Origin of the sequence: Croceivirga sp. JEA036 (assembly GCF_011882165.1) — a bacterium.
GTDB lineage: Bacteria > Bacteroidota > Bacteroidia > Flavobacteriales > Flavobacteriaceae > Croceivirga.
Genome location: NZ_JAATON010000001.1, coordinates 231,317 through 244,145, shown reverse-complemented (window position 1 = coordinate 244,145; position 12,829 = coordinate 231,317). Strand labels below are relative to the sequence as shown.

8 protein-coding genes are annotated in these 12,829 nt (G+C 34.4%); 4 read left to right on the top strand and 4 right to left on the bottom strand.

Annotation, left to right across the window (positions count from 1 at the left end; translation table 11 throughout):
• Positions 1-55 precede the first annotated feature (55 nt).
• From HCO57_RS00905 to HCO57_RS00890, 4 genes are all read right to left on the bottom strand, one after another.
• Positions 56-775 carry a fasciclin domain-containing protein gene (locus HCO57_RS00905; RefSeq protein WP_167987430.1) on the bottom strand — a complete coding sequence of 240 codons (720 nt, stop codon included), beginning with the start codon at positions 773-775 and terminating at the stop codon, positions 56-58.
• A gap of 16 nt (positions 776-791) precedes the next feature.
• On the bottom strand, positions 792-2,363 hold the full coding sequence (locus HCO57_RS00900; protein ID WP_136950709.1) for a RagB/SusD family nutrient uptake outer membrane protein: 1,572 nt from the start codon (positions 2,361-2,363) through the stop codon (positions 792-794).
• 11 nt (positions 2,364-2,374) lie between these two features.
• The gene (locus HCO57_RS00895) at positions 2,375-5,479 is read right to left on the bottom strand and encodes a SusC/RagA family TonB-linked outer membrane protein (protein ID WP_167987429.1); all 3,105 of its coding nucleotides are present in this window, start codon (positions 5,477-5,479) and stop codon (positions 2,375-2,377) included.
• A gap of 169 nt (positions 5,480-5,648) precedes the next feature.
• The gene (locus HCO57_RS00890) at positions 5,649-6,686 is read right to left on the bottom strand and encodes a winged helix-turn-helix domain-containing protein (RefSeq protein ID WP_136950711.1); all 1,038 of its coding nucleotides are present in this window, start codon (positions 6,684-6,686) and stop codon (positions 5,649-5,651) included.
• A 149-nt stretch (positions 6,687-6,835) separates the two neighbouring features.
• Here HCO57_RS00890 and HCO57_RS00885 point away from each other — a divergent pair, with 149 nt between their 5' ends.
• The 4 genes from HCO57_RS00885 (at position 6,836) to HCO57_RS00870 (ending at position 12,826) form a co-directional block, all read left to right on the top strand.
• Positions 6,836-8,935, top strand: a complete 2,100-nt coding sequence (locus HCO57_RS00885) for a bifunctional aldolase/short-chain dehydrogenase (RefSeq protein ID WP_167987428.1) — start codon at positions 6,836-6,838, stop codon at positions 8,933-8,935.
• 70 nt (positions 8,936-9,005) lie between these two features.
• Positions 9,006-10,286: a sugar isomerase gene (locus HCO57_RS00880; RefSeq protein WP_167987427.1), complete on the top strand. Its 1,281-nt coding sequence runs from the start codon at positions 9,006-9,008 to the stop codon at positions 10,284-10,286.
• A gap of 10 nt (positions 10,287-10,296) precedes the next feature.
• Positions 10,297-11,670, top strand: coding sequence for an FGGY-family carbohydrate kinase (locus tag HCO57_RS00875; protein ID WP_167987426.1), 1,374 nt, complete (start codon positions 10,297-10,299; stop codon positions 11,668-11,670).
• A 4-nt stretch (positions 11,671-11,674) separates the two neighbouring features.
• Positions 11,675-12,826 (top strand): alpha-hydroxy acid oxidase, encoded by a 1,152-nt coding sequence (locus tag HCO57_RS00870; protein WP_167987425.1) that lies wholly within the window; start codon positions 11,675-11,677, stop codon positions 12,824-12,826.
• Positions 12,827-12,829 lie beyond the last annotated feature (3 nt).

Sequence of the window (12,829 nt, the reverse complement as noted above, 5' to 3'; positions counted from 1 at the left end):
TAACTAAGTATCATGGAGGATTTTTTCTAACTCAAATAAACTAACTTACTCTAATTTAATTGTTGGGTTTTGGGTAGGGCTTATTTCTAACTGGATCATTAATGCTATGCCCTATACCATTGCTAAAAACATAATTGTAATTTCTGATTCGTTCATTATTACCACCTCCTGTAGCAGTGCTTGGTAATGGAGCAGGATTTCTATTGATATCTACACGTAGTCTATCATCCCTTCTTAAAACTATCTTACCATCTTCACCAGGTATCAAAGTTTGAAATGTATAATTCACTCCAAATTCAACTAGAGGGTCATTTTGAGTTATATAAGTTGATATTATATGGTAGCGTAATACAAGTCTAAGTACATCTAAATCTGCTCGTGCCATTACCTCTGCTGGAGTTTCCCCTTCTTCTATATCTGGGCTACCAGTAACTAAAGCTATTACATCTCCATTACCTAGAAACGCATTATTATTCAACATTAAAAATGTTCTGCCATCATTAGGTGTATTATACTCATCAATCAAACCTGCAGCTTCTATAGCAGCCGACATGTAATCATAATTATCACCTATTAATGCACCGTCTTCATTAAATTGATTATTAACTTGACTAGAACTTAAAAACTGCCAAGCAGTAATGTCTTTATAAGGGTCTTCTAAATTCACCTCAGGTTCAAATACAAATCTATCCTGAAGCTCTAAATCACAACCGACTGTAATTAACGCTATGGTTAACACGGTTATCGCTTTTAATTTATTAATAAGAAATTTCATTTTAATAGATTTTTAATTAATAACCAGGTGTTTGTTCAAGTAATGGGTTTTCAACCAAATGCTCATCAAAGATTGGAAATAATAATCGCTCCTGTGTAAGAGGTGTACCCGTAGATAAGGTATCTAATATAGGATTCAATATCTCTAGTGCTCTATTAGTTCGGCGTAAATCCCACCATCTTTGACCTTCTCCAATAAGTTCTAAATGTCTTTCATCTAAAATATAGAGTTCTCGTTCCTCAACAGTAGCACCAAATTCAGAAGCTTCAACCAAAGGCAGTTGCCGTGCTGTTCTAAACTGGTTGATGAGTGCCAATGCCTCGGCATCATTTCCCAATCGATTTTCAATTTCAGCCAAATATAAAATAACATTAGCGTAACGATAAAGTACTATATCGGAATCATCTAGACCTGCATTATAATTAGTTTTATTATATTTAGCTAAACGGGCATTACCCACACCTTTTGATTCGAGATTTGTAAAACCTTCTCTACATAGATAGTAGCGATAATCACCATACACAAAATTTCCGGTTTCTGGATTGGTTAAAATAGGGTCTGTATCAGGATATTTTGTTACCCATAAAGTAGAATCTATCGGAAATTTTTCTCTCCATTTATTCTCTAAAGCTGGTGATAAAGTGAAAGAAGGTATACCTGCAAAAAACAATGAAAAAATACCTGATCTATTAGCATTACCACTACCTTGACTTTCATCTAAACTAAATTTAATAGACATCATTAATTCTGGACCTTGCATTACTTTGAAAGGACCATCACTTTCAGAATCTGCATCAAACGGATCACCATTATCATTTAAGAACATATCTTGCCATTCTTCAGGAGAATTTGCTAAACGAAACTGATTACTATTAATAATCTTTTCTAGCGCTTCTTTTGCGTTCACATCCTCTCCTAAAAAACCGTATACATCTGCTTGTAAAGCCCAAATACTGGTTAAAGAAAACCGAAAAGGGTCCGAAATTCGACCGATATCCATGTTTGCCTCGGCAGCAAGCATGTCTGGAATAATTATTTCATTGATAATTGTTGTTGCTGACGTTCTTTCTTTCTGTAGATCTTCAGGTGACCTTGTAGGCTCAGTGAATACTGGTACTGAACCCCAAACTCTAACTGCCTGAAAGTACGCATATGCCCTTAAAGCATAAGCTTCAGCTAATAGGTTTGCATCAAATCCTTCTATTGTTGGAATATTTACGATTGCCTCATTTGCCCTATTTATCATGGTATAAAAATTATCCCATCTTAAAGCAGGTGAATTACCAGAAGTAACATCATTAGATGTAAGTTCAATATTATTTGCGTTTGCTCCATCATTACCGTTGATGTAGCTATCTCCCCTAAATTCACCCCATAAATAATGCTTAACTCTAAAAGCAGGTTGCATAGCATCATAGATACCAATTACAGCTGCAAGTGCATCATTGTTGTTGTTAAAAAAGTTTTCTGGATCAATTTCACTAATTGGGGATTCATCCACCAATTCTTCACAAGAAGTAACACCCATAAATAGAATGGTTACCGCAAGAATAAATTTTGTGTATTTTCTTATTTTAAAAGTTGTCATTGTAATACAGTTTAAAATTTAAGATTCATTCCAAATATTACTTCACGATCATTCGGAAATCTAAGATTATCCAAACCTGGTTGTAGTGGATTACCTCGTGTACCTAATTCTGGGTTGTACCCAGGGTAATTTGTCCATGTTAACAAGTTATTTCCTGAAATAAAGAATGAACATTTCTTTAAAAAGCCTAATCTGTCTAATGCAGATTGTGGAACATTATAACCTAACCTTACAAACCTTAACTTTATAAAGCTACCATCTGTTACATAAAAACTATTAGGTCTATCTCTGTTCTGTGGAACTCTATTTAATCTAGGGTAAGCAGTTATATCACCAGGATTTTGCCATGAACCTTCAATACGGTCTGGCCCAGGAGTTTCATTAGCAGAATTCAAATCGTTTCGCAATTCATCCCAACGTCTCCAAGTGTCATTGCCCAAAGTAAAATCGAACAGAAAACTTAACGAGATATCCTTATACGTGAAATCGTTGTTAAAGCCTCCAAAAGCTGTAGGTAAACCGTTACCAATAACTTGTCTGTCTTCATTAGTTATTACAAAATCACCGTCTACATCATCCCATATAATATCACCGCCTTCGGCTACTCTACCATCATTTCTTATTTGATTTACGTTACCTGTAAATTCTTGGCCGTTTAAGGTGTAATTGGTAAACTGCCCATCTGCGTCAAAATTTGGGGTTAATTGTACCCCTTCATCTGTAAAGGCATTAGACTCATCGTATTGAAAAACACCTAAATTCTTAAATCCAAAAATGTTACCTATTGGCTGTCCTTCTTCTATAATATAATCTCCCGATTGAAAAGGTGTGCCACCAGCTAACTTAGTAACTTCATTCTCTTGAAAACTAATATTGAAATTACTATTCCACTGAAAGTTTGGTGCCTTAATAATAGTACCGCCAACATTTAAATCGATTCCTTGGTTACGTACTGCACCTACATTTTGTCTTATTGAACTAAAACCTGATTCTTCTGGCAATGGAACGTTAGCTAAAAGGTCTTCAGTATCTTTTCTCCAAACATCAAAATTGATTGTTAATCGATTTCTGAACATACCCAAATCAAAACCAATGTTAGTGGCATTTGTACTTTCCCAGCTTAGATTAGGGTTTCCTAACCTGGTAGGTTGCACCCCACTGATACCATCATATATAGCTCCTGGAACTAAAGCTGATGTAAATTCGTAATCACCTATTCTGTCATTACCAGTTTCACCATAACTAGCTCTAAGTAATAGATTGTTTAATACTGTATTACCTTTTAGAAAAGGTTCATTACTTACCCTCCAGCCAATCGACCCCGATGGGAAATAACCAAACTCTTTGTTTTCTCCAAATCTTGAAGAACCATCTCTTCTAAGGGTGGCACTTATTAAATATCTGTTATCAAAATCATAATTAAAACCAGCAAACAGAGAGTATAGATTACTTCTAGTATTAAATGTCTGACCTGAATTTATTCCTAATCCGTCTGGATCAGCATTATTAAAAGTTCTTATATCTTCAGAAACAAATAATGCATTAGAAATACCAAATTCTTCTTGATATCTCTTTAAAATTTGCATACCTGCAAACGCAGAAACACTGTGCTTACCAAACTCGTTAGTGTAATTGACGAAGTTTTCTTGTTGAATATCATAATCAATACGATCTCTAAAACTTGCTAATGGATTGGTGTTTCTTGGATTTAAAACTAACAGTGGTTGAAAATCATTATTTCTACGTAATCTAAAATTTAAACCTAATGTTGACTTTAAAGTAAGAGAAGGCAATAGCTCATATTGTGCAAAACTAAAACTCTGTCCTCTCCATGTTCGGAGTCTAAGTTCTCTTAGATTTGCTTCTGCTAAGGGATTTTGTCTACCTGCGATTTCTGGAGTAAAGTCTCCATTTGGCTCAAGCACAGGAAAATAAGCAATACGTTCTACAAGTTGTTGAAAAACCTGATTTTCTTCAAGTCCACTAAGTTCCTCGAAAGAGGCATTAAAATTAGTGCCAAAGGTTAATTTTTCACTTGGCATAAAGTCAATTTTAAGACGCGTATTTATTCTTCTAAAATTGCTATTTACCACAATACCATCTTCATTTAAAAAACCAGTATTCCAGTACGCTCTTGATTTTTCATTACCTGCACTAACCGCTACATTAACCTGATTTCTAAAACCAGCTCTAGTAATTAAATCTTGAAGATCAAAAGAATTTCTGTAAAGCAAGTTTAAAGAATCTCTTTGTGCTCCAATTGGATTTTGCCTTTGCGCTTCTGTTCTTCTTACATCCTCGTAAAACAACCGTTGTCTGGTATTTGCAACCGGAATTGCACCGTTTAAAGAATTTACGCCGGTAACAACATTTACATCAACACTAACTTCTCCTTTTTTACCTGATTTTGTTGTGATTAAAACAACACCGTTAGCACCCCTTGTACCATAAATTGCAGTTGTTGCACCATCTTTTAATACTTCTAAAGAAGCAATATCGTTAGGGTCAATATTATCAATATTATCCAATTGTTGACCGTCAACAACGTACAACGGACCGGTACCACCAGCACTAAATGTAGAAGTACCTCTTACCTTAATGTCAAACCCAGCTCCAGGACCTCCATTACTTGCAATTTGCACCCCTGCTAATCTACCTTGAACCCCTTCAAATGCATTCGTTGGAGTTACTTCTGCTAATTTTTCTGATTTGACAGTAGATAATGCACCAAGCACTTTTTCTCTTGACACCTTGGCATAACCAATGATTACCACCTCATCTAAGCTTTGCGTATCTTGCTTCAGGACAACGCTTAGCGATGAAGAGTTAACTTTAACTTCTTTGGTATCAAAACCAATGTAAGAAAATATAAGTGTTTTAGAGCCTTCGATTAAGTTTATGGTGTAATTACCATCAAAATCGGTTGAAATGCCATTGGTAGTACCCTTTTGCACAACATTCACCCCTGGTATCGGTTCTCCATCAGGGTCAGTAACCTTACCGGATACATTGCTAATCTGCCCGTAACTATTAATACTTATTACAAGCATCACAACTACAGCCAACATTAAATCTAACCGGTGTTTGCTAGATTTTTTGTTAAACATCCTTTTCATGTAAAATTTAGTTTTTGTTAGTTAATAAATTCAGCAAGAATAAAGGTCATTTTGCTACGAACTGTGAAACAAAATTTCTTTAAACACGCCTATTCATTAACAATAATATTAACCAAATTTTAACGAAGTGTCCTGTAGTGTTCTGTTGAGAAAAGCTTTAAAATAAGTTCTAGACAGAGTTTCTATTTATAAGATTGAATTCATTTTTTACCTCAATAAAATTATTATCAAGTATCATTTGAGCGGCTAATTCGCCCATTCTGTCAAAATTTGTAGTGACAACGGTAATTCCTAATAATTCTTTTAATGGAGTGTCATTATAAGATATAATACCTACATCTTTTCCAAGAATTAAGTTTTTATCCCTTATTTGTTTCACTAGATTAACCAAATCATTTTCTTCAATAGTAATATATAGGTCGTCTTTTTGCAGTTCCATTCCCTCATAAATTTCATCAAGTATTTCAAAATTTAAGTCGTTAATAATGCAAAATCTTTTAAAACCTGTAACAATACCACTAGGATAAGGGTATACCGCCTTACTGGGATAAGCAAGAACAACCTTATTGTATTTTTTAATTTTTTGCGCACCAGAATTTAGAGCCTCAAAAATGTCTTCAGTAAAGTTTTGGTATACCCTACCAGCCTCTTTAGACAGGCTATCTAAATTCCGATCCATTATAATAAGCTTTCCTTTTGGTATGGATAATATAGCTTTAAGAATATTATCTGTACACCCCATATGTTGTAACTCTTCATTTTTAAAATGTGGCATTATCACATAGTAATCATATAGATGTTTTTTTTTATTGAGGATACTTTCAAACAACAAGGGTTCGCAGTGATAAATATCTAAATCAACATTTGTGCCTGCACCTAATGTATTTACAAATGAGTTAAAAATCTTCATCTTGTAGGTGCTTAATTTATTGATTAAGAATAGAACACTTGTTTTTATAGATAAATCAGTTTTAGAAATATAATAACCTTTACCCTTAACAGATTCTATTATTTGTCTTTTCTTTAGGGTACTGTATGCTTTTTCTACAGTATCTCTTGACAGAAGGTGTTCTTCACTTAATTCATTTATTGAAGGAATTTTTTGCCCTATTTTAAGATTTCCGTTATTTATATTTCTTATAATGGAGTCTATCACCTGTTTATATTTTGGGACGCGTGAATCTTCATTAATTTCAATATTTTCCATTTTTCAGTCTTAGTTATTAGTGCTGCAAAATAGCATAAATACCTTTTCTAAACTATTACTAATGCATTTCTAAGACTAACAGTATAGTACAGGACGCCATTATTAGTTAGTAAATTTACTTTCGTTAAAAAGTTATTAAAATAAATACTATGGCCGTAAAAACTTTTAAACACGTAGATTATCTCTGGAATGAGAATAAAGCTTTAGAGCTTGGTGATAACCAAGTGGAACTTTTTCTTTACCGTTCTAATCTTCTTGGCTCTGATTTAAGAATTACCAATTACGGAGGCGGAAATACAAGTTGTAAAACTATTGAAAAAGACCCCTTAACAAATGAAGAGGTTGAAGTCATGTGGATAAAAGGTTCTGGTGGCGACATAGGAACACTTACTAGAGCTGGAATTGCAGGATTATATACAGAAAGACTTAGAAACTTAAAAAATGTCTATCAAGGATTGGATGATGAGGATAGAATGGTCGGCTTATTCAATCATTGTATTTATGATTTGGATAGTAGAGCACCTTCTATAGATACTCCATTACATGGTCTTTTACCTTTTAAGCATATTGACCATTTACACCCAGATGCCTTAATCGCCGTTGCCGCAGCCAAGGATAGTGAAAAAATAACTAAAGAAATTTGGGGTGATACTATGGGCTGGGTACCTTGGCAAAGACCTGGTTTTGATTTAGGCTTACAATTAGAAAAATGTTTAAATGATAACCCGGGAATTAGAGGAATTGTACTTGGTAGTCATGGTTTGTTTACATGGGGAGACACCTCTTATGAATGCTATATGAATAGTTTAGAAGTTATTGAAATGGCTTCTGAATATATTGCAAAGAAAATAGAAGAAAATGGAACTGTATTTGGTGGTGAAAAAATAAAAAGTTTACCCAAAGAAGAGCGATCTGCTAAAGCTGCGCAATTAATGCCATTATTGAGAGGTTTATGTTCCTCAGAAGCTCAAATGATTGGACATTTTACAGATACGGATGTTGTGCTTCAATACATAAATAGTAATGACTTAGAGCGTCTTGCGCCTATGGGTACATCTTGCCCTGACCATTTTTTACGCACAAAAATTCAACCTCTAGTACTATCACTAGATACATCAGAGGACCTTACAAATTCTAATACGGTACTAGAAAAGCTAAAGCCAGAATTTGAACAATATCGTCAAGGATACAAGGAATATTACGAAAAATGCAAAAGAGATAATAGTCCTGCAATGCGCGATCCTAATCCCGTAATAATTATTTATCCTGGGGTTGGTATGTTTAGTTTTGCTAAAAACAAGCAAACCACTAGAGTTGCGAGTGAGTTTTATATTAATGCAATTAACGTAATGCGCGGTGCTGAAGCCATATCAGAATATACTTCACTGCCAAGGCAAGAAGCATTTGATATTGAATATTGGTTATTAGAAGAAGCCAAATTACAACGAATGCCAAAGGAAAAACCACTTTCTAGGAGGGTTGCTTTCATAACTGGTGCTGGAGGTGGAATTGGAAAAGCAATAGCGGACAAACTTGCGGAAGAAGGTGCGAATGTTGTTTTAACAGATATTGCTGAAGATAGATTAAAAGAAGCCGTTGACACCTACAAAAGAGATACTGCAAGCTACGCAGTTTGCGATGTTACAAATACAGCTTCAATAAAAGAAGCTTATAGTAAAGCATGCTTAGAGTTTGGAGGTGTTGACATTGTTGTACATAGTGCTGGTTTAGCCATCTCAAAACCGCTCGAAGAAACCTCTGAAAAAGATTGGGATTTATTACAAAATGTTCTAGTAAAAGGTCAATTTGAATTAGCAAAACAAGCTGTAGAAATTATGCGGAAACAAGGTTTTGGAGGCGACATAATAAGTATTGCTAGTAAAAACGGATTGGTTTCTGGCCCTAACAATGTTGGCTATGGCACCTCTAAAGCGGCGCAACAACATATGTCTAGATTACTTGCAGCAGAATTAGGCAAAGATCAAATTAGAGTTAATGTTGTTAACCCTGACGGAGTTATAGTTGGCAGCAAGATATGGGAAGGAGATTGGGCTGAAGGTCGCGCTAAAGCTTATGGTATCACAGTAGAAGAGCTACCAGCACATTATGCAAAGAGAAATTTATTGAATCAGATAATATATCCTGAAGATATAGCTAATGGTGTTTTTGCGTGCGTAGGAATTTTGGATAAAACTACTGGTAATATTATAAATGTTGACGGTGGTATGGCCAATGCCTTTGTCAGATAATAATTTAAATGTTTATATATTAAGCTTCTACATCTAATATGTAGAGGCTTTTTTAATAATTTACCTAAATATGAAAATTAATCCAAATCAATTAACAGATATAAATAAATCTTATAAGGACGTACATGAAGTTCATTTTAATTTTCTTAAAGATTCGTTGCTAAAAAAAGGGGTTAACGTAGATTCTATAATACGGAAATTAATAGATTTTCAGGTAGCCATTCCAAGTTGGGCATTAGGTGCTGGTGGCACAAGATTTGGCAGGTTTGGTTTTAGTGGTGAACCTAGATCACTAGAGGAGAAAATTGATGATGTTGGTATTATTCATAAATTAACTGGTACAGCTGGTGCAATATCGCTACATATTCCTTGGGACGTTCCCCAAGATTATAATGCTGTTAAAGAAATTGCCAACTCCAACAATATTGTTTTTGACGCTGTCAATTCCAACACATTTCAGGACCAGCCAGATTCTAAGGAATCATATAAATATGGCTCGCTGTCAAATACAAGTATAAATTCAAGAGATCAAGCAATCGCCCATAACATTGAAGTTATTAAAATTGGCGATAAATTGGGTTCTAAAAGCTTGACCGTTTGGTTAGCGGATGGATCCAATTTCCCAGGACAAACTAATTTTCAGTATGCATTGCAACATACAGAAGATAGCTTAAAACGTATTTATAAAGAACTTCCAAATGACTGGAAATTATTTATAGAGTATAAACCATATGAACCAAATTTCTATAGTACAGTAATCCAAGATTGGGGAACATCCTTCATGTTAGCTAATGCCTGCGGAGAAAAAGCGTATTCATTGGTAGATTTAGGACACCATTTACCTAACACTAATATAGAACAGATTGTCTCTACTTTAATGATGAAAGGCAAACTTGGCGGTTTTCATTTTAATGATAGTAAATATGGTGATGATGATTTAACAGTAGGCAGTATAAAGCCCTATTCGTTATTTTTAATCTTTAATGCGTTGGTATACGGAATGGAAAATAATCCTATTAATCCATATCCCTCTTGGATGATTGATGCAAGTCACAACATCAAAGACCCATTAGAAGATTTAATACAATCTTTAGAGGCAATACAAGAAGCCTATGCAAAAGCATTACTTGTTGATCAACAAAAGTTATTAGAAGCACAACTAAATCATGATGTTGTTGCATGCCAGGAATTATTGCAAGATGCTTACAGAACAGACGTAAGACCATTAATAGAAAAATCAAGATTAGACGTGGGTGGTGCCATAAAACCGATTAGTGTTTATAGAGAATTGAATGTAAGAAATCACTTAATTGAAAAAAGGGGGGCTTTTTCGATAGCAACTGGTTTGTAATACATAGGATATGAAGGAGGAGGTAACAGCTGTTTTTGATATAGGTAAAACCAACAAAAAGTTTTTTTTATTCAATCAGGATTTCCAAGAAATTTATCGGGAATATGCTAGGTTTGATTTAATTGTTGATGAAGATGGTCATCCAACAGAGAATTTAGATGCACTAAAAATATGGATGAAAGAGGTATTTACGCGTATTCTAAATACTGATAAGCACAATATAAAAGCTATCAACTTTTCTACCTACGGAGCAAGCCTTGTACACCTAGATGAATCGGGTAAAGTATTAACTCCATTATATAACTATACTAAACCGTTACCCGAAGATATCATAGAAGAATTTTATGGTAAATATGGTCCTCCTGAGGAATTTTATAAGAGTACTGGATCTGCTAATGATGGAATGCTTAACTCTGGCTTTCAACTCTATTGGTTAAAGCATAAAAAGCCAAAGATTTATAGTAAAATTAAATTTTCCTTACATCTACCTCAATATTTAAGTTACATATTTACAGGAATAGCGCTTAGCGAGTATACAAGTATAGGGTGCCATACGGCATTGTGGGATTATAATAAAAAAGATTATCATCAATGGGTATACGAAGAAGAAATTCATAGAAAACTACCTCAAATTGTATCAACGGAGACGAGTGTTAATATGAACTATAATGGTAGAAGAATTAAAATTGGAGTAGGAATTCATGATAGTTCTGCGGCTCTTTTACCTTATGTTAGGAGTATCAAAGATAAATTTATTTTAGTATCTACTGGAACATGGAGTATTGCGCTAAATCCTTTTTCTGAACAAGCTTTAAATGAAGAAGATATTGCCAAAAACTGTATAAATTACATGAGGATTAATGGAAAGCCTGTGAAAGCTAGCAGAGTTTTTCTTGGTAATGAATATGGTATTCAAGTAAAAAAATTAGCAGCACATTTTAATCTTCCAGAGGTATATCATAAATCAGTAAGTTTTGATTACGACACCTTCTTTGATATCATTAAGGATTTTAGTTATTGTTTTAAATGGGAGACCATAACGGACCCTAACATGCCAGAGAGGACTACGTTTAGTTACAATAAGTTTGAACATGCCTATCATCAATTAATGATTGAATTAGTATTAATTCAGGTCAATTATATTAAAGTAGCAGCAGGTAACGATGTTATAGAAAAACTTTATGTTGATGGTGGTTTTAGTGACAACGATGTTTATATAAAATTAGTTTCTCACTATTTAAGAAATATGGATTTGAGCACAACAGATTCTTCTTTGGGTTCCGCTTTAGGTGCTGCTATCGCAATTTCAGATACAAAATTAAATTCAAAATTTTTAAGAAAGAATTATTCCCTAAAAAAACACGTTCCCTTCATAATAAAATAAAAAAATGGCAAACAAAATTAACTCGAAATATCCTTCTTTGGAAGATTTACGAAATAAGGCTCAAAGACGAATTCCAAAGTTTGCATTTGAATACTTAGACGGGGGATGTAATGAAGACGTTAATATCATTAGAAATACAAGTGAGATTAGGGATGTAAAACTAGAACCAAGATATCTTAGAAATAAAGGAATTAGTTCAACTAAAACCAAGGTTTTAGGAATGGAGTTCGATGCTCCCTTTGGTATTGCACCTGTTGGTCTACAAGGGTTAATGTGGCCAAATTCTCCTGAAATTTTAGCTAAAGCAGCTTATCAGCACAATATCCCTTTTATTCTTAGTACGGTAACTACTATGAATATTGAACGCGCAAGTGAACTAACCAACGGAAATGCTTGGTTTCAATTGTATAATCCGGCTGAAGATGCTATACGAAACGATATTATCGATCGAGCGGCAGCGGCACAATGCCCTGTATTAGTTTTATTGTGCGATGTTCCCACTTTTGGTTATCGACCAAGAGATATAAGAAATGGACTTGCTTTGCCTCCCAAAATGTCCATTGCGAATATCTTACAAATATTAGGTAAGCCAACATGGGCTTTAAACACTTTAAAACACGGTCAACCTACATTTGAGACGTTGAAACCTTATACCCCAGAAGGCTTAAATCTTAAACAATTGGGCCAATTTATGGATAAAACATTTTCTGGTAGACTAAATGAAGAGCGCATTAAGCCTATTAGAGATAGATGGAAAGGCAAACTAGTATTAAAGGGCGTAGCCTCTACTCAAGATACCGAAGATGCTATAAGATTAGGATTTGATGGTATTATTGTTTCCAATCATGGAGGTAGACAATTAGATGCTGCAGAATCGACAATAAATTCATTAACTGAAATTACACCAAAATATGGTGATAAAATTGAAGTGATGATGGATAGTGGATTGCGTTCTGGACCAGATATTGCCAGAGCTATGGCATCTGGCGCAAAATTCACTTTTATGGGACGTTCTTTTCTTTACGGATGCGGAGCTCTAGGAAACCAAGGGGGTGACCATACTATTACTATGCTTAAAACACAATTTAAACAAGTAATGGACCAACTTTGTTGTGAACGTGTTGAAGATCTTCCAAAGCATTTAATTACCAACTAAATC